The organism is Bradyrhizobium sp. BRP56 (genome assembly GCF_020194035.1).
GTDB lineage: Bacteria > Pseudomonadota > Alphaproteobacteria > Rhizobiales > Xanthobacteraceae > Bradyrhizobium > Bradyrhizobium australafricanum.
The window spans coordinates 100,829-123,732 of record NZ_JADYVV010000011.1 but is presented as its reverse complement, the minus strand read 5'-3'; the positions used below and the strand labels follow the sequence as shown (position 1 = coordinate 123,732).

The 22,904-nt window shown below is 63.6% G+C and carries 22 protein-coding genes and 2 pseudogenes; 10 read left to right on the top strand and 14 right to left on the bottom strand.

What is annotated here, in order from left to right:
* Nucleotides 1–3 precede the first annotated feature (3 nt).
* A complete protein-coding gene (locus tag I6F38_RS10730) occupies nucleotides 4–534 on the top strand; it encodes a gamma carbonic anhydrase family protein (protein ID WP_028336118.1) in 531 nt (176 codons plus the stop codon).
* Between the two features lie 4 nt (nucleotides 535–538).
* Here I6F38_RS10730 and I6F38_RS10725 read toward each other — a convergent pair whose 3' ends face one another.
* Nucleotides 539–793, bottom strand: coding sequence for a hypothetical protein (locus I6F38_RS10725; protein ID WP_018272329.1), 255 nt, complete (start codon nucleotides 791–793; stop codon nucleotides 539–541).
* A gap of 87 nt (nucleotides 794–880) precedes the next feature.
* Here I6F38_RS10725 and I6F38_RS10720 point away from each other — a divergent pair, with 87 nt between their 5' ends.
* From I6F38_RS10720 to I6F38_RS10710, 3 genes are all read left to right on the top strand, one after another.
* The gene (locus I6F38_RS10720) at nucleotides 881–1,204 is read left to right on the top strand and encodes a hypothetical protein (protein ID WP_225160278.1); all 324 of its coding nucleotides are present in this window, start codon (nucleotides 881–883) and stop codon (nucleotides 1,202–1,204) included.
* A 155-nt stretch (nucleotides 1,205–1,359) separates the two neighbouring features.
* Nucleotides 1,360–1,872, top strand: a complete 513-nt coding sequence (locus I6F38_RS10715) for a hypothetical protein (protein ID WP_225160277.1) — start codon at nucleotides 1,360–1,362, stop codon at nucleotides 1,870–1,872.
* Nucleotides 1,873–2,080: 208 nt separating this feature from the next.
* The gene (locus I6F38_RS10710) at nucleotides 2,081–2,230 is read left to right on the top strand and encodes a hypothetical protein (protein ID WP_225160276.1); all 150 of its coding nucleotides are present in this window, start codon (nucleotides 2,081–2,083) and stop codon (nucleotides 2,228–2,230) included.
* A 459-nt stretch (nucleotides 2,231–2,689) separates the two neighbouring features.
* On the opposite strand, the gene I6F38_RS10705 is transcribed toward I6F38_RS10710, so the two are convergent.
* The 3 genes from I6F38_RS10705 to I6F38_RS10695 form a co-directional block, all read right to left on the bottom strand.
* A complete protein-coding gene (locus tag I6F38_RS10705; protein WP_225160275.1) occupies nucleotides 2,690–3,181 on the bottom strand; it encodes a hypothetical protein in 492 nt (163 codons plus the stop codon).
* A 178-nt stretch (nucleotides 3,182–3,359) separates the two neighbouring features.
* Nucleotides 3,360–3,890: a bifunctional 3-hydroxydecanoyl-ACP dehydratase/trans-2-decenoyl-ACP isomerase gene (gene fabA, locus I6F38_RS10700; protein WP_225160305.1), complete on the bottom strand. Its 531-nt coding sequence runs from the start codon at nucleotides 3,888–3,890 to the stop codon at nucleotides 3,360–3,362.
* Nucleotides 3,891–3,923: 33 nt separating this feature from the next.
* Nucleotides 3,924–4,553: a TetR/AcrR family transcriptional regulator gene (locus tag I6F38_RS10695; protein ID WP_225160274.1), complete on the bottom strand. Its 630-nt coding sequence runs from the start codon at nucleotides 4,551–4,553 to the stop codon at nucleotides 3,924–3,926.
* Between the two features lie 99 nt (nucleotides 4,554–4,652).
* On the opposite strand from I6F38_RS10695, the gene I6F38_RS10690 reads away from it, so the two are divergent.
* Nucleotides 4,653–5,063, top strand: a complete 411-nt coding sequence (locus I6F38_RS10690; RefSeq protein ID WP_225160273.1) for a hypothetical protein — start codon at nucleotides 4,653–4,655, stop codon at nucleotides 5,061–5,063.
* A 289-nt stretch (nucleotides 5,064–5,352) separates the two neighbouring features.
* Here the strand turns inward: I6F38_RS10690 and I6F38_RS10685 are convergent, their stop codons facing one another.
* From I6F38_RS10685 to I6F38_RS10665, 5 genes are all read right to left on the bottom strand, one after another.
* Nucleotides 5,353–5,967, bottom strand: coding sequence for a transglutaminase-like cysteine peptidase (locus I6F38_RS10685; RefSeq protein WP_225160272.1), 615 nt, complete (start codon nucleotides 5,965–5,967; stop codon nucleotides 5,353–5,355).
* 333 nt (nucleotides 5,968–6,300) lie between these two features.
* On the bottom strand, nucleotides 6,301–6,918 hold the full coding sequence (locus tag I6F38_RS10680) for a PilZ domain-containing protein (protein WP_028336124.1): 618 nt from the start codon (nucleotides 6,916–6,918) through the stop codon (nucleotides 6,301–6,303).
* A 149-nt stretch (nucleotides 6,919–7,067) separates the two neighbouring features.
* On the bottom strand, nucleotides 7,068–8,621 hold the full coding sequence (locus I6F38_RS10675; protein WP_225160271.1) for an FAD-dependent oxidoreductase: 1,554 nt from the start codon (nucleotides 8,619–8,621) through the stop codon (nucleotides 7,068–7,070).
* 273 nt (nucleotides 8,622–8,894) lie between these two features.
* Nucleotides 8,895–9,854, bottom strand: coding sequence for an acyl-CoA desaturase (locus I6F38_RS10670; RefSeq protein WP_225160270.1), 960 nt, complete (start codon nucleotides 9,852–9,854; stop codon nucleotides 8,895–8,897).
* 161 nt (nucleotides 9,855–10,015) lie between these two features.
* A complete protein-coding gene (locus I6F38_RS10665; protein WP_225160269.1) occupies nucleotides 10,016–10,459 on the bottom strand; it encodes a hypothetical protein in 444 nt (147 codons plus the stop codon).
* Between the two features lie 321 nt (nucleotides 10,460–10,780).
* On the opposite strand from I6F38_RS10665, the gene I6F38_RS10660 reads away from it, so the two are divergent.
* The 4 genes and pseudogenes from I6F38_RS10660 (at nucleotide 10,781) to plsY (ending at nucleotide 15,871) form a co-directional block, all read left to right on the top strand.
* The gene (locus tag I6F38_RS10660; RefSeq protein WP_225160268.1) at nucleotides 10,781–11,932 is read left to right on the top strand and encodes a zinc-binding dehydrogenase; all 1,152 of its coding nucleotides are present in this window, start codon (nucleotides 10,781–10,783) and stop codon (nucleotides 11,930–11,932) included.
* Between the two features lie 119 nt (nucleotides 11,933–12,051).
* Complete coding sequence (locus tag I6F38_RS10655) at nucleotides 12,052–13,995, top strand: cyclic nucleotide-binding and patatin-like phospholipase domain-containing protein (RefSeq protein WP_225160267.1); 1,944 nt, start codon at nucleotides 12,052–12,054, stop codon at nucleotides 13,993–13,995.
* 58 nt (nucleotides 13,996–14,053) lie between these two features.
* Nucleotides 14,054–15,177: pseudogene (locus tag I6F38_RS10650) on the top strand (amidohydrolase/deacetylase family metallohydrolase).
* A 40-nt stretch (nucleotides 15,178–15,217) separates the two neighbouring features.
* Nucleotides 15,218–15,871: a glycerol-3-phosphate 1-O-acyltransferase PlsY gene (gene plsY / locus I6F38_RS10645; RefSeq protein ID WP_225160266.1), complete on the top strand. Its 654-nt coding sequence runs from the start codon at nucleotides 15,218–15,220 to the stop codon at nucleotides 15,869–15,871.
* Between the two features lie 75 nt (nucleotides 15,872–15,946).
* Here the strand turns inward: plsY and I6F38_RS10640 are convergent.
* The 5 genes and pseudogenes from I6F38_RS10640 to I6F38_RS10620 all read right to left on the bottom strand — a co-directional run.
* Nucleotides 15,947–16,132 (bottom strand): annotated as a pseudogene (locus I6F38_RS10640) (ABC transporter substrate-binding protein); the annotation flags it as partial.
* Nucleotides 16,132–17,325 (bottom strand): aspartate kinase, encoded by a 1,194-nt coding sequence (locus tag I6F38_RS10635; protein ID WP_225160265.1) that lies wholly within the window; start codon nucleotides 17,323–17,325, stop codon nucleotides 16,132–16,134. The gene I6F38_RS10635 and the pseudogene I6F38_RS10640, both read right to left, overlap by 1 nt.
* Before the next feature lie 39 nt (nucleotides 17,326–17,364).
* Nucleotides 17,365–18,663, bottom strand: a complete 1,299-nt coding sequence (locus tag I6F38_RS10630; RefSeq protein ID WP_225160264.1) for a peptidase M15 — start codon at nucleotides 18,661–18,663, stop codon at nucleotides 17,365–17,367.
* A 340-nt stretch (nucleotides 18,664–19,003) separates the two neighbouring features.
* Nucleotides 19,004–19,450 (bottom strand): DUF4440 domain-containing protein, encoded by a 447-nt coding sequence (locus I6F38_RS10625; RefSeq protein ID WP_225160263.1) that lies wholly within the window; start codon nucleotides 19,448–19,450, stop codon nucleotides 19,004–19,006.
* Nucleotides 19,451–19,555: 105 nt separating this feature from the next.
* Nucleotides 19,556–20,248: a winged helix-turn-helix transcriptional regulator gene (locus I6F38_RS10620; RefSeq protein WP_225160262.1), complete on the bottom strand. Its 693-nt coding sequence runs from the start codon at nucleotides 20,246–20,248 to the stop codon at nucleotides 19,556–19,558.
* A 405-nt stretch (nucleotides 20,249–20,653) separates the two neighbouring features.
* Between I6F38_RS10620 and I6F38_RS10615 the strand changes: the two genes are divergently transcribed.
* On the top strand, nucleotides 20,654–22,663 hold the full coding sequence (locus I6F38_RS10615; RefSeq protein WP_225160261.1) for an SPFH domain-containing protein: 2,010 nt from the start codon (nucleotides 20,654–20,656) through the stop codon (nucleotides 22,661–22,663).
* Nucleotides 22,664–22,904: the final 241 nt, after the last annotated feature.

Here is a 22,904-nt window from a genome sequence, read left to right as displayed (position 1 = left end):
TCAATGGCGATCTACGAACTCGACGGGCAGGCGCCCGATCTTCCCGCCGACGGCAGCTACTTCATCGCCGACAATGCCGTGGTGATCGGCAAGGTCCGCCTCAAGTCCGCCGCGAGCGTTTGGTTCGGCGCCGTGCTGCGCGGCGACAATGAGTGGATCGAGATCGGCGAGGGCTCCAACGTCCAGGACAATTCCACCCTGCACGTCGATCCCGGCTTTCCCCTCAGCATCGGCAACAACGTCACCATCGGCCACAATGCGATCGTGCACGGCTGCACGCTGGAAGACGGCGTGCTGATCGGGATGGGATCGATCGTGATGAACGGTGCGCGGATCCGGCGCGGCAGCGTGGTCGGTGCCGGCTCCGTCATCACCGAGGGCAAGGAGTTTCCGGAAAATTCCCTGATCATCGGTGCGCCCGCCCGCGTGGTGCGTACGCTTGACGCTGCGCAGGCCGAGGCGTTGTCGCGGCCGGCGAAGTCCTACGCGATCAGGGGTCCGCAATACAAAGCGGGACTGAAGAAGATCGGCTGAAGCCTCAGCGCTTGCGGCCGCGCTTGCGCGCAGCGTTCGCTGCAGTGGTGCGAGGCTTCGCTGCGTCTTGCGGTCTCGTTGCCTCCTGAAGTCTTGCGCTCTTGCGGAGCGCATCCTTCAGGTCGATCGGAATGCCGTGCTTCTTGAGCAGGTCGGCGAAAGCCTCGTCGGCGAGCTCCTGCAAGGTCGCCATCCGGTCGCGCCCGAGCTGCTTCAGCTTGTCGAAAGTGTCGTCGTCAAACTCGATCAGCTTGCGCAAATTGCATTGCTCCCAAACTGTATTGCTCCAACGCCTGTCGGAACCGGCGTTTTGCGGACTCGTTGACGTCCGCAAGGGAGAATTGTCATGCGTAAATTATCTAAATTATCTGTCACCACCGCGCTCGCGACAATCGCGATTGTGCTGACGCCCGCGGTTACCGTCGCCCAAGGTACCGGGAGCGGCGCCGGGACCGGCAGCCCTTCGTCAGCCAGCCCGACATCGCCGCAAGCCGCTTCACCGCCGGCCGGGACCAACAGCGCCGGGACCGCGCAATCCTCCGGCGGCCCCAATACCGGTAGAGGCGTTACCACCGGATCGGCAACGACGACCGAGAGCGTCGACAAGGCCATCGCCGACGAGAACGAAAAAGTCGAGCGCCGTACGAAAGGCATCTGCCGCGGCTGTTAAGCTCTGACGGCCGTGCTTTGATGAACGCGGGTCGCGCAGATGTGAGCGCGACATAGGCGCGCGGTAGAAGCTGCGGTCCTAGATTGAGCTAGCATGCGCAGGACGCGGCGGAGGAGGCTTGAAAACAAAGCCTTTGAAAAAAGGAGTAACGGGTGATGTTGCGTAAAACGATGATTGCCTTGCTGGCGACGGCCTCGGTCGGTCTGTTCACCATCGATGCTGCGTCGGCACGCGGTGGCTTCGGTGGCGGCGGCTTTCATGGTGGCGGCGGCTTCCGCGGCGGTGGCGGATTTGGCGGCTTCCACGGCGGCGGCGCTGCATTCCGGGCGATGGGCGGAGGCGGTGGCTTCCGGTCGGCTGCGATCGGCGGTGGTTGGGCAGGCCGCGGCTGGCACGGCGGAGGCTGGCGTGGTGGCGGCTGGAACGGTGGTTACTATCGGCGCGGCTGGGGCGGCGGCTGGGGCTATCCGCTCGCGGCGGCTGCGGTCGGCTTCGGGCTGGGCTATGGCGCCTACGATTACTATGACGGCTATTACGGCAATCCATACTACGCCGGCTACGGCTATGACGATGGCTACGGCTACGGTTACGGCGGTTGTTACGTCGTGCGCCGCGGCGTGATGACACCGTATGGCTGGCGCGTTCGGCCGGTGCAGGTTTGCAATTGAGCCATTCGCTCATGCATGGCCGGTCCATTCGCTCGCCATGCTGATGGTCTTGCAATGATCGGCGCGGCCGGCGTTTCGATGCCCGGCCGCCGCGCTGGGTCGCGCACTGGTATGCAGCTTGCACCGCCTTGCAGAAGTCCGTGCGTGAGCGCGCCGCGAAAACAAATGGTCCGGCTGCGATTGGAGCCGGGCCCAGAGGACATCCAAGATGCTGACCATTCCTGACCTGACATTGCTGCTCATGGTGGTTGTTGCGAGCCTCGCCGTTGCGCTGATCTACATGCTGCGCGAGCTCGAGCCGAAGCTTGCGCGGCTGCGGCTGCGAGGTGATCGCGCCTTACGCGATCGCACCGAATAGGGCGGCAATTCCGTTCGCCGCGGCTTTGGCCGCGGTGGTGCTGCGCATCCAGAGTCGTCAGCCGAGCACGCCGTATTTCTTAAAGGCGGTCTGCGTCTTTCGCGCGGCGAGGGCCGCCTTCGGGATCTCGAGCCGGAGCTTTCCTGCCGGGCGGTCCCGAGCGGGATTCAAGGACCCCAAAAAACAAGGCCGTCGACGTAGTATACCGTCAACGACCTTGCCAGCCCCGGATATTGAAATCGGCTCACGCCATCCGGTCATTCGAAGATGACTCGGATTCGAAGGCCGATATGTGAACCAGTTCACAAAGTCAGGATTAATTCACGGTAACGGGCACTCATGATCGGCCGCCGCCGGCAGCCCTCGAGCGCGAAAGTTCCCCGTTAGATGATGATCTTGCTGGGGATTTGGCGCATTTTTATGGCTGGTCACCTGAGTGGGGCGGGGTCTCCGTAGGCCTCAACCGCGCGACCTGTGGCGCTTCCGGTTGGCGCTACGGGTGGCCTTCGAGCGCTTGCGCGGCGCGGGCTCGGCGGCCGGCTCGTTGGCCTGCGCGCTCGCCAGCGACTGGCGCAAACCCTCGACCTGTTCGGTCAGCGCGGCGACCTGGTCGGAGAGCCTCTTGGCATCGGCCGCCTGCAAGGCGAACTGCTTGCGCATGGTCTGCAGCTGGTCCTGCACCTCCTGCAGCTGGTCGATGGATTCCTGCTGGGTCGCCTCCATGCCCTTGGTCTTTTCCACCAGAGCCTCGGAGACCTGCGCGGTCCGCGCCTGCAACTGCCGCGCGGCGACCATGCGGTCGGTCTCCGGCACGTTGCCGGTGTAGGCACGCCACAGCGCGATCGAGCCGATTCCGAACAGCACGAGCACCAGCGCCACGGCGCCGATCGCGATCGGCTGCACGCCAATCAGGCTGCTGGCTTGTGAATTCCGGGGGGCAAGTTCGACCATGCGACCAACAACCGGACATCAATTGAAAGGTTCGAAATAGCACAAACCCCGGCGCGGGCAAAACCGGGGGGTGTGTAGACCACTGCGGCAGCAGCGAAATTTGTATCATATGTTAGTTTTCGGCCGTGCTGCCCGGCCTGCTCGGCCTCTGGCCGACCCGAACTCAAGGTCCCCGAATTCAGCCTCTGGGCGCGATCAGGCCGACCCGCATGTCCTTTGCCAGATAGACGCAAGCGCCATCGGCGAGCAGCCGGCCGTCGGCGATGCCGAGCACCAGCCGGCCGCGCCTGGCCTGGCGTATGCCGACCTCATATCGCACCAGCCTGACATCCGGCGTGATGTGCCCCCTGAACTTGACCTCGCCGACCCCGAGCGCGCGGCCCTTGCCCGGCGAGCCCGACCAGCCGAGCCAGAAGCCGATGATCTGCCACATGGCGTCGAGGCCGAGGCATCCGGGCATCACGGGGTCGGCGGCAAAGTGACAGGCGAAGAACCAGTGGTCCGGCGCAATCTCGAGTTCGCCGACGACGTGGCGTTTGCCGAACGCGCCGCCGTCCAGGCTGATCTCGGTGATGCGGTCCATCATCAGCATCGGCGGTGCCGGCAGCTGCGCATTGCCCGGGCCGAAATAGCCGCCTTCGCTCGAGCGCAGCAGATCCGGCTTGCTGTAGGACGATTGCGGTGCGTGAAAATCGTGCGGATTGAACAAGATGGCCACCGATGTTCGGGTTCTGGCTGAAGCTTAGCTGCGGTTGCGCCGCGTGGCCCTTGGCCGCGCGGACAGGGGTTTGGCAGGCAAGCCCAGCGCGGCGGCCATGAAGGCCCAGATGTCGCCGGTCAGCCTTGCCGGATCAGGCCGTCTTTCGCTCATGAGCGCGCCGATCAGCGCCTGGCGGATGCCGCCGATCATCAGCGCAATGGTGAGGTGAGGGTCGATGCCGCCGGGCACGATCCCGTCGCGCTGGGCCGCTTCGATCATGCGGGCGCCGGCGTCAAGCTGCCGGCCGGTGAAGGCGGTCTCGACATCGAGCACCTCGGGCGCGCGGCTGAGCGGTCCGATCACGAGGGGCGCAAACGGGTGGTCATAGTGAAAGGCGACATAGGCGCCGATCCGCTCCTTTTCCCGGTCCGCCCAGTCCGCGGCGGACAGCTTGGCGCCGCCGAATGCCGTCGCATCAAGTTGTTCATAGAAGCCTTCGACCACGGCGGCGATCAGGCCGGCCTTAGATCCGAAGTGATGGTAGGCGAGCCCGACCGAGACCTGCGCCCGCCTTGCGACGGCCTGCATCTCGAGGTGCCCATGGCCCTCGATGAGCTCGGCCTGCGCTGCCGAGAGCAGCCGTTCCCGTGTCCCCAGGCTCGTCGCGTCCATCGTGGCCCCATTCGCTGAATTGAATTCAATTCAATATCGCCGATGCTAGGATGTCAAGCCGCCGACGCGGATGGCAAAGCGAGCCGGTGAAGGGATGCGATGGCGTTTGCGATCAAGACCGAGATCCGAAATCCGCGGGCGAAGGTGTTCACCTTCACCGCGCAGAAGACCATGTATGGCGGCAAGCACATCGCGGCCGATGACATCGTGTTCGTGTTCGCGAGCGAGAACGAGGGCGGCAACGGCCTGATCGCCCGCGCGATCGTCGCGTCGGCCGACGCGACACCGCGCAAGGTCGGCGTCATCAGGCAGACGCCGCGCGTCAGCATCACGGTCAGACGCACCGCATCCGCGGCGCGGCTGCTCGGGCGCGACCAACTCAAGCGCTTCAAGGATTGGGGCGACGGCCGGCCCGAGACCGAGCTGAATTTCAAATTCTATCGCCAGGCCACCAACAAGATCGTCGGCATCTCAGACGAGACCGCGGCGTTTCTCAAGCGGTTCTTCTAGTGTCCCGAATCCGAAGTTCGCATCATTTGCCGCACCTTCGGAGCGAACTTCGGATTCGATAAGGACACTAGCAAACTTATGATTCTAGTGTGCTTTATGAATGCGAAGTTCGTGAAAGTGGCTGCCGCGAAATCGCACGAACTTCGCATTCAGCACACTAGGCGTCGATCGCGCCGCTCAAAAAAGGTGCGGCCACCCTTTGGGGGAAGGGTGGCCGCGCGCGAACCGGTCTGGGACGGGGAGTGGTGGGGATGTGACCGGGTCGCGAACTCGAAATTTCCTGTTCTGCTCAGCGCGAGCTTGCCGTTGCAACTGCCGGGCGGTTGTCACCGAGCGAGACCCACACATTGGGATCGCCCTGCGACTGCCGCTTGACGAAGCGGTAGCCAGTGTCGGTCCAGGCGACGATGCTCTCGTTCTGGTTATCGAGCACGAACTCGCCCTTGTCGGTCTTCACCGTCAGCACCGCGTGGCCTTCGCCCTTCTTGTCGCGGACCACCGTGATCAACAGCGCCTCGCGGGGCCAGCCGGCGTCCATCAGCATCTTGCGCTTCAGGAGCACGTAGTCCTCGCAGTCGCCGTAACCGTCTGATGGCAACGACCATTTCTCGATCACGCCCCAATGATCCAGGTCGGTCATCGGCTTGATGGATTCGTTGACCCACTTGTTGACCCGTACGAGGTCCCGCCAAGCGGTCTGCGACAACACGATGTCGCGTGGTTGCGTCGCGCCGCCGCGGCATTCGCCCGGATTGTCGGCACAGAATTCGACCCAGCCGATCGGCGAACGCGCTACGTCACCCAGGCTGGCGTAGACCACGTCGCCGGCCTTGGCCGACACGCACGTCGCAAACAGAATGGCGGCAACCGCCAAACCTTTCCCCTGTCCCCTGAACCCAAACATCGTGGCCCCCGTTCTTCTTGTTGGGACCACGTTTCGCACAAAGCTTTTGCGCCGCCGCTAAGTACGCAAAGTAGATTTGACGCGAATACTGCTAAAACCTGCGGCGAATTCGAACTGTACTTGAATCGAATTCGCGTAAAATTTGAAACAACTGCAATTGATTCAAATTTTATGCATTAACGCGGCAAGCGCTGCGCCAGCGCGGTTTGTTGCGTCAAACGCTGCGGCCGTTAACCGCCGATTTTCACCGGGCCAAACGCGCCGAAGGCAGCCACCGGTGCACCGGTGGCTGCCTTCGCGGGCAAAAACAGGGGTCTTGAGCGGTTTTTCGCTTTACCTCGCGGTAACGCTCTCTTCGAGCGTTTCCGCCGATTGCTCGTGAACGAACTCGAGGGCGAAGCCTTCCTCGAGATTTCGCACCACACGGGCCTGTACCCGCCCGAGCATCACGAGCGATTTCAGCGGCGGGCGGTTCTCGGCGGCAATCGCAGCACCGGACAAGGAAAGGTCGATGATGCGGCAGGTCATCCGCGTGCCGTCTTCCTGGGTCAACAGGGCGATCGGGTTGCGCGGCACGATACGGTCGTGGCGGCGATCCTCGGGCAGATTGAGGATGTCGCGGTTGGCGAGCCAGGTCAGCTGCGCGGCGAGCTTGTCGCGCTTGCGCGCAGTGGCGCCGATCGTCATCGCAAAGCCGTTGTCGATGATGCGGGTGATGCGTCCTTCGACCCGGCCGATATGGTCGAGATAGGCGATCACACGGTCGCCGACATTGCCGATGCCCGGCGCCAGCAAAGCGAGGCCGCCCGGCGACATGTTGATAATCTGGCAGGGAAACTCGCGCCGGTCGGGCAGCATGTAGCGGCCGAGCAGGTGCACCTTGACGCGCTGGAAGCGCCGCCGCTCCTCGGCTACGGGGACGACGGTAGTTTTCTTCTGTGCAAACGACATCACGACAAACCCGGCCACCGTCCATTCGGAGCCCCGACGACCCTAAGGCTGATAGGGTTAACGGGGCGTTACGGTTGTGAAAGGGAACTCGGACACGGAGCGAGAGAGACGGGCGACGAACACGTGCACCGTATCCGAGGACGTCAGGCTCATTCATGTGCCGCGTCAGGTTCTCCGAACCATCGCGACGCGGCTTGAGCAGTCTCCTCCAGATCCGGCTCAATGTCTGTGGCCCAAGCCACAAACCCGTCGGGTCGCACCAGCACCGCCCGCAAGCCCAGCCGATCGCCGGCCTCGCTTGCGACGTAGCGGACCCGCCCGTGCCAGCGATCGGCAAGCGTTTGCAGGGGCGCGCGCCGATCAAAATCCAGCAGCAGGCCGCGACCATCTCTGAGCAGCTCGCTGAGCTTAGCCCCGCAAGCGAGCTCGAAATCGGGGGCGCTGCGGCCCGCCAGCGGATGGTTGCTGCCAAGATCGTAGCGCAGCGTAACGCCCCACACGCGCTCGGCAAAGTAGGTCGCGCCGTCTGATGTCGCGATCAGGTCGCGGATGATGGCTTCGAGCGCGCGCGAACTTCGGCTTGGCCGCATCAGCGCGACCTGGGCGCGCGACCAGTCCAGCACCTGCGCGCCCACCGGATGCCGCTCACGCGAGTAGCTGTCGAGCAGGTCCACCGGTGTGTCGCCGCGGATCGTGGCCGCGAGCTTCCAGCCGAGGTTCATCGCATCGCCAAGCCCGAGATTGAGCCCCTGGCCGCCGAGCGGAGAATGAATGTGCGCGGCATCGCCCGCGAGCAGCACGCGCCCCTTGCGGTAATCCGTCGCCTGACAGGCGCGATCGGTCCAGGTGGTGGCAAGCCGGAGCGCCGTCAACGTGACGTCTGTGTCGGAGACGCGGCGCAGCACCGCCTGCACGTGCTCGCGCGTGATCGGCCGGGTTCGGTGGAAGACGCCGCCGTCGAACTCCACCATCGCGATCGTGCCGGGCCGTGCGTAGGTATACATGCCCGTCGGCGTGTAGTGACGGCCGGTGCGGAGCTTGTCCGGATCTGATATCTCGACCTCGACCGAATAGCCGGTGAACTCGGGATCGGTGCCGACGAATTCAAGGCCGGCGGCCTTGCGCACCATGCTGCGGCCGCCGTCACAGCCGACCAGCCAGCGCGCGCGGAAAGTCGCGTCCCCGGCGCGAACGGTGACGCCGTCGTCCGACTGATCGAACGCATCGACACGCAGGCCGCGCCTGATCTCAACCCCCATCGCGGTTGCGCGCGCGGCGAGGGCGGATTCGAGCGCCTCCATCTCGACCGCCATGCTGGTGCCTGCCGGGCTCGGCAGTCGAAACGGCCACTTCGACGTCTCGACATCATCGTGAAAGAACTGGATGCCGGCAAAATGGCCGGCTGGGCGCGGCCGTTGCATCCAACGCGCGCCATTCGATGCGCTGCTGCCCGAGCCATCTCTTGTGTGCTGTCGTGCCGCGATGTCATCCAGCATCCCGCGACGATAGAACGCCTCGATGCTGGGCGCCGAAAGGCCGCGCATGCCGAAGGGCAGCCGCTTCAATGGCGAGTGCGCCTCCGCGGCCTGCTCCAGCACCAGCACCGAGCACCCTGCTAGCCGCAGCTCGCAGGCAAGCAGCAGGCCGACCGGGCCGGCACCGGCAATCACGACATCATGGGGAAGGAGGCGGCTGACGTGCATGAACTGCTCCTTTGTCGGTGTTCGACCGGAGCGGTTCGTCGGGTTGAGAACCACACGGACGAACATTGGGCGCCTGGACTGCGTCCGGTGTTCGTCGTGGGGATCTCATGCATGAGGCAGGAGACCAGAGCTTTCGTTTTCGAAGGACTTCGTTTCCGAAAGGACCTTCGTTTTCGAAAGGACTTGGGCTTACCAAACCAAGTCTGCCTTTTCCGACGCGGCGTATATAGCTGCGTGGCGTTCGATCCGCAACGGAAGATGCGCGGCTGCGGATTACTGGAACAATGCGCGGCCGCGATGTCGCGGCGCGACTGCATCGGCGTTGCCTGGTTCGTCGACGCGGCGCGCGCCCGGGCGGGGCGCAAGATTGTCCGGCGTCTTGATGTTGCTCGCGAGTCCTGCGGCTTCGAATGCCTTGATCAACCACCAGCCGAGGTCGATCTGACCCGGCAGCAGCCCGAGCTTCGCGGAGCCGGGATAGGCGTGGTGATTGTTGTGCCAGCTTTCGCCCATGCTGATCAGGCCCGCGATGCCGACATTGTAGCCCTGGGCCGCGACGCCTTCGATGATCCAGGTCTGTCCGCCCTTGCGATGCGAGTAATGACCGATCAGCCAGTGACCGGTAACGCAGACGGCGACGCGGACGCAGATGCCCCAGACCAGCCAGCTCCACGAGCCGATCGCGAGGAACAGGATCGCCCAGGGCAATTGCTGCCACATCCAGGTTCGCTCGACGAAGGCGTAGAAGGGGTCATCGGCGAGCCGCCGTTCGAGCCGGAATTCGGGCGGGTGTTTCAGCACCAGCGTGCAGTGCAGTTGCCACCACGCGTCGCGCCAGAAACCGGCGCGGTGGCAGGAGTAGTCGTGGCACGCCGTCTGGCGCTGCGCCCAGTCGCGGAAATCGTGCAGCCGCACCATGCCGTAGGGGCCGGCCATCCCGACCAGCGTGCCGAGATAGACGCAGAGCCGCTCCAGCCACAGCGGACAGTCGAAGCTCGCATGGATCAGGCGGCGGTGCATGCCGACCGAATGCCCGAAGCACAGCGTGATCGCGCTGGTGACGATGAACAATGCGAACGCGCTCCACGTGAACAGCAGCGGCCCGAGGATGATCGCGACCGCGGTCATGCTGCCAAGCCACAGCGATTTCGCCGGCGCCCATCGCACGCGCCCGTCCAGTGGATCGGTGCTGGCGTCCACGAAGATTCGCTCCGAGCCGGGTTGCGGCTTCATTCCGTCACCTGAGGTTGCATCGCAGGTTGCGGTGAAGCGATCGTCGCTGTCAATCGCCCGCGCACGTCCGTCATGTCGCAGCCCGTATTGGCGTCTGCGGCGGATTCACCTAGGTGACGGCGCCCGGCGGATACGGGGTGTGCGGAAGCGGCGCGGTGAGGTTATTTGGCCTCGGCGTCCATTTCCGGTTCGACAGCCGTTTCCGGTTCGACAGCCGCCACTGGTTGTTCAACAGTCACGGCTTTCAGCACCTTTCGCTTCGCCGCGCGGACCTCAATCTGCAGCGGCGGCTGATAGGATCCGCTTGGCGGCACGAAGACGAAGGCGTGGTGTCCATCGCCCTCGTTGAGCTTGAGAAGATCGTTGCGGAACTCATCGGCGACGACTTCGCCAACGAGGTTGCCGTTGAAGTAGATATCGATCGCGACCCTTTTGTCGGGGTGTTGGTTGTACAGCGCCCAGCCGGCAATCCTTTTTTCGTTGACGACGTCGACATGCCAGTGATCTCGCCATACAGGCTCTCGATGCCCGCCTCGATCACCTCGAGGTCGCTCCTGTAGATCGATCTCGTCACATCGAAGCTGAAATTCGCGGTATCGACGCATTGGTCGAGCAAGCCCTGTCGATGCTCCTTCATCCGTTGCAGCGTGTCCAGTTCGCCCAACTTGACGTACATGCCGACGATACCTTCGATACCAGGATTCATGGTGTCGTTCCCCGCAATGCTACCAGCCAATTCACCCTCGGCTGCTTTCACAATCAATGCCTCCTTGCGGAAAATACTCCGCCAGGACGAGAAGCGCCTCGTTCCGCCAAGGTCTGTCATCAAGACCTTCATGACAGGCCTTCATGACATCCCAAACGTCCTGACTTAAAGTCGGCCCGGCCGAACCCGGCCCAACGACAAGGACAGGGAGAGCGAACCGATGGAGCAGATCCGCGTCTGCACGCATGATGGACCTGGAGCCAAGCCGGTAATACGGACAGTGCCATGGCCGGAAATCGGCAAAAAGGCGGCCTTGATCAAGGTGGGCGCCTGTGGCGTTTGCGGAACCGATCTGCACATCCTGAAGGGACATTGGCCGAAGCCGTTGCCGTGGCCGTTCACGCTCGGCCATGAGCTCGGCGGCGTGATCGTGGAATGCGGCGCGGAGTTCACCGAGGATTTCATGAGCAAGCCGCTGCAGGTGGGATCGAAGGTGATGATCCCGCCCTTGATGCCGTGCGGCCGCTGCTACTACTGCATCCATTATCCCGAGAGCGCCAACAAATGCCTGACGCCGGTCTATTACGGCCGCTATCTCGGCTTCGACAAGGCGCCGCACATGTGGGGCGGCTGGGCTGAATATGTCTATGTCGATCTCGACATGCTGCCCGGCACCAAGATCTACAAATTGCCTGACGACATGTCGCTGCGGCTCGGCGCGCTCTCCGAGCCTCTGACCTCCTGCATCCGCGCCTTCAACCGCGCCACCCGCGCCGGCGGCTTCAGCTGGGGCGACACGGTGGTGATCCAGGGCTCGGGGCCGATCGGTATCCTCGCGGTCGCCGCCGCGCAGGAAATGGGCGCGGGGCGCGTGATCTGCGTCGGCGCGCCGGAGGCGCCGCGCCTTGCGCTGGCGCGCAAGTTCGGCGCCGAGGCGACCGTCGATATCGAGCAGCTCAAGACGCCGGAGCAGCGCATCAAGGCGGTGCGTGACATCGTCGGCGGTTTCGGCGCCGACCTCGTCATGGACTGCTCGGGCCATCCGACCGCCGGCCCCGAGGGCATCGAGATGCTGCGCGACGGCGGCACCTATGTCGAGATGGGGCAGTTCACCGATGCCGGCTCGATCAACACGTCGTGGCACCGCATCTGCACCAAGGATCTCAACGTGCTCGGCTCCTGGGGCTTTACCGGCAACGACCTGCCGCTCGGCGTCGACATGCTCTACCGCACGCGCAACAAATATCCCTGGCTCGACATGCAGACGATCTATCCGTTCACCGAGGACGGCGTCGCCCGCGCGGTTGCCGACGCAATGGCGATGAAGACGGTGAAGTCGACCATCGTGCCGTGGCCGGAATTGGTCGGGTGAAGCAGATCGCGGATGCTGCAAATCCTGCTGCAGTGCTCCCAAGGATTTGTGTCCAGGGTGCGGCCGATTGGGCCCTGATATCGCTCGCCGGGACGACGGCCCGGCGCTAACATCGGATCATGCATTCGAACCGTGTGCCGCCGAGCGCGACGTTTGCGTGGGGAAACGTGTCCGAGGACTTCGCGCTGTTCAGAACCCTCAGCGCGGAGCAGCGGCTGATCGCCTTTGGCGCAATGACCCGGCGCGACCTCGTGCGCGGCGAGCTGCTGGTCGAGCAGGGCGGCGCCTCCGACGCGCTGTTCCTGGTGCTGCATGGCGCGCTCGCGGTGTACCGGACCAGTCATCCCGAACCGATCGCGGAACTTCGCGCCGGCGAGCTGGTCGGCGAGATCGGGTTCTTTGCCAACATCCCGCGCACCGCCAATGTGATTGCGATCCGCGACACCAGCGTGCTGGTGTTGACGCGCGCCGCCTATACGACGCTGGCGCGGGAAACGCCCGAGATCGTCGAGGCGCTGCTGGCTGCGCTCGCGCGGCGGTTTGCCACCGAGACCGCGCGTCTGTTGCCGCTCCGGGCGTCGCCGAAGGCGCGCACTGTCGCGCTGATCCCGGGCGGACGGGAACCGGTGCCTGCCGCCTTTGAGCACAGGTTACGCGAAGGCCTTGCCGCTGCCGGTGCCGAGATCGTCGACCTCGCGCGGGTTCAGGCGATGTTTCCCGGCCGCGCGCTCGACGCATCCGAGGTCGCCGACTGGCTCAACAGGATCGAGTACGACGCGCCGCTGGTGGCCTATTTCGGTGGTCCTGACGCATCGGAGTGGGCGCGGAAAACCATCCGTCAGGCCGACCTTGTCGTGTTCGCCTGCCGCGGCCATGCGCCGACGCCCGATCTGACCGAGATCGAACGCTTCGCCTGCGGAGTGCATCCGGCGTCGACGCGACGCCTCGTCCGGGTTCATGACGTCAGGCGCCACGAGGTCAGCGGCACGGCGGCGTGGCTGGCGCGGCTGCCCTGCTTCATGCATCATCACGTCGCGCTCGAGGACCAGCTCGACATCGACAGCCTGGTTCGCTTCCTGTGCGGTCGCGCCGTCGGATTTGTCGCCGGCGGCGGCGGCAGCCTCGGTACCGCGCATGTCGGCGTCTACAAGGCGTTTCGTGAGCGCGGCGCGATGTTCGACATCTTTGTCGGCACCAGCGTCGGGTCGGCGATGGCGGCGGGCTTTGCCAAGAACTACGACGCCGAGCATCTCGAGCGCGGCACGCATGAGATCTTCGTCTCCAGTCGCAGCTTCCGCCGCCCGACCTGGCCGCGCTACGCCTTGCTGGACCACAAGGCGTTCGATGCCGCGCTCGCCGAGCAGTACGGCCACAATTGCCGGATCGAGGACTGCTGGCGGCCGTTCGCGGCGGTCGCGACCAATCTGTCGACGCACAGTCTCGAATTGATCCGCACCGGTCTGCTGTGGCACGCGGTGCGGGCGTCGAGCGCCATCCCCGGTCTGCTGCCGCCGTTCTATACGAGGGACGGCTCGATGCTGGTCGACGGATGCCTCGTCGACAACGTTCCGCTGGCGCAGATGCACCAGATGAAGAGCGGACCGAATCTGGTGGTCCATTTCGGAGACCCGGCAACCGAGATGTTCGACGTCGACTATGCCGCGCTGCCGGGGCGGCTTGAGCTGCTTGCATCGCTGCTGACGCCGTTCCGCAAGAAATTGCTTCCGGCCGCGCCAAGTGCCGTCAACGTGCTGTGGCGAAGCCTCGTCGCGCATCAGCGCTATGATACGCTGCCGACCACGCCGCTCGACATGGTGATGCGTCCGCCGACGCCCGACGGCATCGACGTCACCGATTTCGACCGCCATCAGGAAATCTTCGAATCCTCGTACCGCTGGGCCCGCGAGACCATTGCTGCCTCGGAGGCAGTGCATAATCCCGCCATTGCGGCCATCGTCGCGTCGGCCAACGGAGTGGACAAGGGATCGGACATGGTCGCTGGCAAGGGCGCGGATGATGCGACAGCGACCGCGCCGGTTTCCCAGCAGGCCCGCGTCGGTTGAGCGGCTTGCAGGCGGCGGCGAAGTCGACCATCGTGCCGGACCGAATCCGGAGAACACGATGCCTTTCGATTTGATCCTGCGCGGCGGACGGGTGATCGACCCGTCGCAGAAACTCGATGCCGTGACCGATATCGGCTTTGCCGCGGGCAAGGTCGCTGCGCTCGGCCGCGAGTTGCAAGCCGATCCCGCCACCGAGGTCCGCGACGTCTCGGGGCTGATCGTCTCACCGGGGATCATCGACCTGCACACTCATGTCTATTGGGGCGGCACCTCGCTCGGCATCGACGCGGAGGAATTTTGCCGCAACTCCGGCGTCACCACCTCGGTCGACACCGGCAGCGCCGGCCCCGGCAACTTTGCCGGCTTCCGCAAGCATGTGATCGAGCCGAGCCAGGTCCGCATCCTCGCCTATCTGCACGTCTCGCACGCCGGCATCTTCGGCTTCTCGGATCGCGTGATGGTCGGCGAGAGCGAGGAGCTGCGGCTGATGAATCCAATCGATGCGGCGCGGGTCGCCGACGAGAACCGCGACCTGATCGTCGGCATCAAGGTGCGGGTCGGCCTGTTCGCCTCGGGCACCTCGGGGCTGGTGCCGCTCGAGATCGCGCTCGAGGTTGCCGAGCAGGTCGGCATGCCCCTGATGGCGCATATCGACCATCCGCCGCCGAGCTATGAGGAGGTGCTCGCGCGCCTGCGTCCCATGCGTTCCGTCCGTTCCCCAACACGCCCGCGACCGCGCAGGGCACCGTGAAGAAGGTCGTGCTGGACGCGCGCGAGCGCGGCGTGCTGTTCGACATCGGCCATGGCAAGGGTTCGTTCGCCTTCAAGACGGCGCGCGCGATGCTCGCCAACGGCTTCTATCCCGACACCATCTCCTCCGACATCCATCAGCTCTGCATCGACGGCCCGGCATTCGACCAGGTGACGACGATGTCGAAATTCCTCTGCATGGGGATGCCGCTGCCGGACGTGATCGCGGCGTCCACCGTCAATGCCGCGATGGCGTTGCGGCGGCCGGAGCTCGGCAGCCTCAAGCCGGGCAGCGTCGGCGACGCCACGCTGATCTCGGTCAGGGAAGGGCAGTTCGATTATGTCGATGTGGTCGGCGAGCATCTGGCGGGCGATCGCAAGATCGCATCCGAAGGCGTCGTGATCGGCGGACGCTGGTGGCATCCGCGTTAGGATTCATGGACGCGCCGCCAAGGGCATCGAGGTGACTGACATGGTCTTCTGGATCGCGGGCGTGGCTGGATTGGCGATCGCCTATCTGCTCGGTTCGACGCCGACGGGGTATCTGGCGGGGAAGCTGCTCAGGGGCATCGATATCCGCCAGCATGGCTCCAAATCCACCGGGGCAACGAATGTGTTGCGAACCCTCGGGAAGTGGCCCGCAGTGGCGGTGCTCGTGGTCGACGTGCTGAAAGGCATGGCGGCCATCCTGTTCGCCCGCTGGTTTTATCCCTGGTTGTACACGTTGCCGTCCGTCAAGCCGCCGGCAGCGCTTGATCTGCAAACGTGCGCGTCGTGGGCTGTCTGCCTGGCCGGGCTTGCTGTGTTGCTAGGGCACGGCCGTTCGATCTGGCTGAAGTTCACCGGCGGCAAATCCGCTGCGACCGGGCTCGGCGTGTTGCTGGCGATGTCCTGGCCGGTAGGCCTGGGCGCTGCGGCGGCCTTTGGCGCTGTGGTGGCTGTCTTTCGGATCGTTTCCCTCGGCTCGATGCTGGCGGCATTGACGGCGATCGTCCTCGTCTGCGGCCTGGAGCAACCGCTGGCCTATCGCTTGCTGGTGATCGCAGGCGGCATCTACGTGATCGTGCGCCATCGCGCCAACATTCAGCGGCTCCTGGCCGGCACGGAGGCGCGGCTCGGGCATTGATAGAAGAAAACGCGTTTGAACCATGGATATGGAATCCCGTTCCGATTCCATCGTAACTGCGCTCTAGTCGGCGAGGACTTCGTCACTTTCGACGAGCTTGCGGACCTGCTCGACCGTCTTCGCCGGCGTCGCGGCATCGTCGTAGGAGATCAGGTTGATCCGGCGGCCGTTGATGCCGCCCCGCTCGTTGATCATCCGGAAGTAGGCGGCCTGCACCTTGCCGATGCCAAGGGCCGACGTCATCCCTTGCCAAATTTCAACTAGATCAGCGAATGCAAAGCCATGACTGCGGCCTCACGGCTCTCAACCGGAACAAAGAAGCTTACCGAATGCGATGACAGGATATACTTGTCGGCGATGATTCCGTGACGTTGCAGAATCTGAACCGCCTTGTATGGCAGGTCTGAGGAAATGCCGCCGAAGCAAGTGAGGCTCACAGAACTCAGCGTCTCGCGCTGTTTGCGCAGGTCTTTGCTCCGTTCCAGTGTGCGCAGCAACGCGTCGAGTGTCTCAGAATCGCAAGTCATCATGATGCGGGTTTTTTCGGCGGTGAAAGCCGAGGCGAGGAGTTGCGGCCAAGGCAAGCCATTTTGCTGGAGATGCCGCGCGAACTTCTCGAAGCCTTGATTGAGGTCCGCCGAATCGATCTCCACATGCTCGATGCGAGCCATCGAGTTGACGGCCAGGACTTTTCCGTTCTCCATGTCTGCGACCTCCTTCGTCACTTGCGTGCTGTGTCGAGCGCCGCCCCACTTTCTCAGGACCAAAGGAACGTTTTGGCTGTGGGCCAGCTCCACGCTGCGAAAGTGCAGGACTTTGGCGCCCCAGAAGCACATTTCGGATAGGGATGCGAAATCCAGCTGACGCAAGGGTTTTGCGTCCGCGACGATGCGCGGGTCAGCCGAGCAAACTCCGTCGACCTCCTTGATGATCTCGCAGCACTCCGCCTTGAGCGCCGCGGCCATGGCGACCGCGGTGGTATCGCTGCCACCCCGGCCAAGCGTCGTGATTTCCTTGGTCAGCGGGTTCACGCCCTGAAAGCCCGCCAAAACCACGATGCGTCCACGATCGAGCTCTTCGCACACGCGAATGGGCCGCACGTCCAGGATGCGTGCGGAGGAATGGGACCCGTCGGTCATGACACCGGCCTGACTGCCAGTAAAGCTGATCGCCGGCACGCCGAGATCAGACAGCGCCATGCTCATCAAGGACATGCTGATGCGCTCGCCGGTGGTCAATAGCATATCGAGTTCGCGGCGATTGGGATGCGGGCTGACCTGATAGGCCATCCTGACGAGTTCATCAGTGGTCTTGCCCATCGCTGAAACGATCGCCACGACACGATGACCACGGCCATGCAGATCGGCGATACTGCTCGCGGCCGCGCGGATTTTTGCCGGTGTTTCGAGACAGACGCCGCCGTATTTTTGCACGATGATGGGATTGCTAGGCATTGTTGCCCGCGTCGCGTTGGAAGGCGCAGCTGAACCCGATCAGATCGTTCTCCCCTTCGACGCTTTTGCGGTCTTTGATCGTTTCGCCACGACCCGCACAGCGCCCCGGTCACGCTTCTTGCGATCCGCTTCCGCGTGCCGAGCTTTCGTCCCGCCGCGGTGAGCGGCGTATTCCTTGCCGTCCATCGGCGCGACATGCGGTGGATCTCGATCGAGATACGGTCGCCCGATTCCAAAATCCGGTCCACGCGCGTCGATCCATTTCCAAAGGGCCTCGGTGGTGACCCAACGCTCCGCCCGCGTCGCGCCTTTGACGCTCACGACATCGACGGCAAGCCCGTGGCCATAGCCGCCACGGAAGCTCCCTCCATGGTATGACCTGTCGGACGCCGCCTTCAGGCCGCTCGCGATCGATTGACGGTAGTCGTCGCGGAACGCGCTGGTGATGCCGGGCGCCAACCCGGCCTGCTCGGCCGCGTAAAGCGCGTGAAACAGCTTGAGCTTGAAGCTCCGATCCACCCCTCCAATCACGTAGTCGATCATCGGCATGCCCATTCGTTCCGCCGCCTTCGGATCCTTCCACGTGAAATCGTTGTCGACGCGTCTGGTGAACGTCCTGGTGACAGTCACCGTCTTGCGCTTCTTCTTGACGGTCACTTTCCGCTGCTCTTGTACGCTGATCGTGTCTTGCTTCGGCGTCCGTTCGTAGAGCGCCCACAAGTACCGGTCGATGCAGACATCGACGACGAGGCACTCCTCGAAAATATCCAGGGGTCTTGCGGCCTCCTCGGTGTCGCTCGACACTGGAGGCGGGCTCGCCGTCGCCGCTTGCACCGGCGATGTTTCGGCCCGCAGCGTCTGCGACGAATCCGGCAAGGCAGCCACGACGATTGGCTTCGGCTCGCTCGAGGTCGCTGTCGCATCAGGGGTCGTCGCCGGCACCGATTCAACCGCCATCCCCGCATCGGCGTTGGCGACAGCGTTAACCATGACGCCTGCCTGCGGGGTGGCCATCCTGTCGGACGCCGGCCCCGTTGCGGGTTCCGCAGCCATTGCTGCTTCAGCATTCACTTTGGTGACGTCGTCGACTGCCGTGGCCTGTCGCGTATCAGCCGGTTCGGCGTTGGCGGCGAGAGATGGTGCGAGGTCCTCGATGGACACTACGCCGCTGTTCCCGGTGCCGGCAGAGCCGGCAAGCCAGGCAAGGAGCCAACCTGCGAGAATGACCGTCCCGCATAACTCCGGAGTCGCAATTCGCCGCGGGTTCATCACCCCGTAGCCTCCAAAGGCTCGATCCGAGCCCTGTTGCACCGCCCAGCACGCGACGGCATCGATCATTCGGATCAAAATGAAAATGCGCAATGGGCGGAAGCAGTTGGCGCCACGCTTTTCCAGAAAGTGTTGCCCGACCGCAACGCGCGGCCGCGTGCAACCCGGCACGGCGCGTGCTGCTGCGTTCGGTGATTTTCACCAGCGATCGAGCTCTGATTTCCACTCTGGGTCAAAAGCCGCCCATAGCGACCGAGCCTGGTGACTTCCGGTTCACCTCGAAGAGCCGACGTTCGCGATCGTCATGCAGACCGTCAGCTATGGACCAATAGGGTGCATGGCCATCTATCACTTGCGACCCGTGTCAGGTCTGTGGGTGTCTGACCGGACGGCTGTGGCACTCGCGAATTTATTCTTTAACGAAGATATGAGACTTTATCTTCCACTGTCCGTCGGGTTGGCGTTCAAGGAGTCTCACGGTGCTGCCAGAAATTGGCGCCGCCTTCTCATTCACCACTAACGTGGCCGTGAAATGGGAGGTGGTATAGGCGTAGCTGCCGATGGGCAACACATCGACCAGCTCAACCTTGTGATCTCTGACGCTTCTTCCTCGCCCGGCAAAGAAATTACGGATTGCCAAAGAGCCGGTGACGGGCTGCGCACCAGGCGGCATCAATCTGGCGTCAGCGGTATACAATGGTAATAGGGCATCGAAGTCTGCGTTGTTGATGGCGGCATCCCATTTGGCAGCCGCCGAGGAAAGTTCGTCGGCAAGTGGGTCTGCCCCTGCGGGACTGACGCACGTACAAGTAAAAATCAATAGTAGGGCGTATGAAGGAAGGGAATGGCGGCTCATGTTTGCCTCCTTTAGCTGGGATGCTTAGCGCAAGAGCGCATTCGCAAACGCTACCGCTCAGGGAAGCAGAGCCACTAGTCCAAAAAGTGGACTAAGAGATTGTCGTCAACTGGTTGAGACCCGATCTGCGGTCGCAGGCGACTCATTGGCATATTTGCTGCGTGGGAACCAAGCCCGCATGCTCTTCACAAGATGCTTTGGACCATCGATCTCGATTTTGCCGAACTCACGCGCCCGTAGCAGCGGCAACTCGCCTATGAAAATCTGCACAAGCGTCAGCAGGCTCGCATGGAGGCTGATATCGACCTCGAAGCCGGGATCTTCCCAGCAGAGATCCGCTTCCTCCTTCTTCACAACAAACCACCAGCGCCTCGGTCGAGCGTCCGCAATCTCGATGTACAGCACAAAGTCGCATGGAATGTGCTTTAGATCGAACGAACGGCGCATATTCCACATGAGTCGGCCCGCGTGGAGTTCGTTGGGCGTAAGCTGGCTGCGCGCCCACCTGTGGCCCCAATAGCCCAATGCATCGATAATTGGCCGGGCCTCCCTAGCCGCTTGGGTTGGATGGTACTCCCAATGCCCATTATCGCCTGATTGGCGTGAGATTAGCCCGGCTTCCTCTAGCGTTTGCAGGCGCTTGGAGAGGAGGGTCGGCGACATCTGGGGGATGCCGCGGCGAAGCTGGTTGAAGTGGCTGGACCCTAGCAACAGTTCGCGGAGCACGAGCGGGGTCCACCGCTCCGTGAGAATTTCCGCAGCTTTGGCTACAGGGCAAAATGATCCATAGCCTTTCATGGCGAGAACTTTAGCATCACGAGGGCCACCAAAGTAGTCCAGTTTCTGGACTAAAGTCCGGGGCGCACGCCAGGATCGAGGCTCTCCTGCTGCGCGTGAGACGGGTACCAGTTCAGCACGGCAATTACTGCGTCGCCGTCAGAAGCGGACCTTTGTGAGTCCACGCCCTCGTTATCGGCGAGGCTGGGGTGATGCGAATGATGCGCAATCGCAGCCAATGGTTCGCGCCGATCGATGTCGCGCGACTCGTTTGCCAGTTCATCCCGTCATCGAAAAAAAGATTGGCAGCGCCAATAATGTTCACGCCTTGCGCCGCCAGGGCCGCGCACCACATGTCCGCACCGCAATTCTTGGGTGCAGGTTTGGGCTCCCAAACCGCCCAGTTGCGAATTGTGGAGATGGACTATGGACTTCCTCGCATTTCTTAATGACTCAGGTTTAACCCAGCCGGCCATTTGGACCGCAGTCGTGATCGCGTTTGTGATCCTGCTGCGCATATCGAACGTATTTCGCTACATTCCGAATAATCAGGTCGGCATCGTCGAGAAGCTGTGGTCGATAAAGGGCTCGATCGACGACGGCTTCATCGCGCTGAACGGCGAGGCCGGCTACGAGCCCGAGGTGCTGCGCGGCGGGCTGCACGTGATGTTTCCCTTCATGTACCGGATCCACCGCTCGGACCTCGTGACCGTCGGCCAGGGCAAGATCGCCTATGTGTTCGCGCGCGACGGTGCGCTGCTGGAGCCCTCGCAGGTGCTCGGCGCCAATGACACCGAAGACAAGTCGGACTTCCAGGATGCGCGCCGCTTCCTGCTCGGCGGCGGCCAGAAGGGCCCGCAGCGCAAGGTCCTGCGCGAGGGTACCTATGCGATCAACACCACGCAGTTCGCCGTCATCACCGACGAGCGCGTCTACGGCCATGCGCTGAGCGAGCGCGAGCGCGGCGTGCTCGAGAGCATGCAGCTCACGATCGCCGAACGCTGGGGCTTTGCGCCGGTGGTGCTGGCGGCCGATCACGATCTGGTCGGCATCGTCACCGTGCATGACGGCCCGTCGCTGCCTCCGGGCGAGATCATCGCGCCCGAGGTCGGAATCGAGCTGCACGACGCGGCGACCTTTCACAACAATTTCCAGGAGCCCGAGAAATTCCTGCGCGCCGGCGGCTATCGCGGCCGCCAGCTCCAGATCATCGTCGAGGGCACCTGGTACATCAACCGCCTGTTCGCGACTGTCGAGGCGGTGCCGAAGACGGTGATCCCGGTCGGCAATGTCGGCGTCGTCATCTTCTACACCGGCCCGCGCACCGACGACGTCTCGGGCGAGCAGTACCGTCATGGCGAGCTCGTGCTCAACGGCAGCCGCGGCGTCTGGAAGGATCCGCTGTTGCCGGGTAAATACGCCTTCAACACCTATGCCGGCAAGATCGAGATCATCCCGACCGTCAACTTCATCCTGAAATGGATGCGCGGCGAGGTCGGTGCGATGAAGCTCGACGAGAACCTGTCGGAGATCTCGCTGATCACCAAGGACGCGTTCGAGCCGACGCTGCCGCTCTCGGTGGTGATGCATATCGACTACAAGAAGGCGCCGATGATCATCCAGCGCTTCGGCGACGTGAAGAAACTGGTCGAGCAGACGCTCGACCCGATGGTCAGCGCGTTCTTCAAGAACATCGCGCAGAAGATGACGCTGATCGAGCTGCTGCAGAACCGCGCCGCGATCCAGGCGGAAGCGGCCCACGACATGAAGGCCAAGTTCGAGAGCTATTCGCTCGACCTCCAGGAGGTGTTGATCGGCACGCCGCGCGCGGCGACCGGTGACCACACGATCGAGAACATCCTGATCCAGCTCCGTTCGCCCCAGATCGCGCGCGAGCAGATCGAGACCTATCAGGAGCAGGAGAAGGCCGCGGTGCAGGAGCGCGCGCTCAACGAGGCCAAGGCGACGGCGGCGGCGCAGACGGCACTGACGCAATCGCTGATCCAGGTCAAGGTCAACGAGAACGAGGGCGCCGCGGCGCTCGCCCGCGCGCAGAAGGATGCCGAGACGAGGAAGGTCACCGCGGCCGCGGTCGGCGAGCAATCCAGGCTCGAGGGCCAGGGCGAGGCCGACCGGGTGCTCGCGGTCGGTGCCGCCAACGCGCAGGCGACCAAGCTGTCGGTCGATGCCTATGGTGGGCCGGAGTATCGACTTGCCGAGCAGAACTTCGCGAAGTTCGCCGAAGCGCTGACCCGGATCAACCAGCCGCTGGTGCCGCAATTCCTGATGTCCGGCGGGCAGGGCGCGGAGAGCAACAGCGCGGGCCTGATCCCGACCGCGATGCTGAGCTCGATGTTCGGGCAAATGATGCCCGGCGCATTGGAGAAGCTGAAGGACGAGGCGCCGAAGGCCGCGCGCAAGGCCAACGGCCAGTGACGCGGCGATCGTGCGACGAGGTCGAATAGCAGCCGAAAGCAACTGCGCTCCCTCTCCGGATTGCCGGCCGGAGGGGGAGGCTGATTTCGGAATAGTGGAAATGTATTCCTGATTTGCCCGACGTGTCAAGTTGCCCGGTCGAACGCCGGCGGCCGTCGGCTCCTTTGCATGGGGTTGTTTTCGATATTTTGCGGCGCCCGCAAGCGAGAGCGGTGAAGCGCCCCGGCGGCTGGCCCAACGT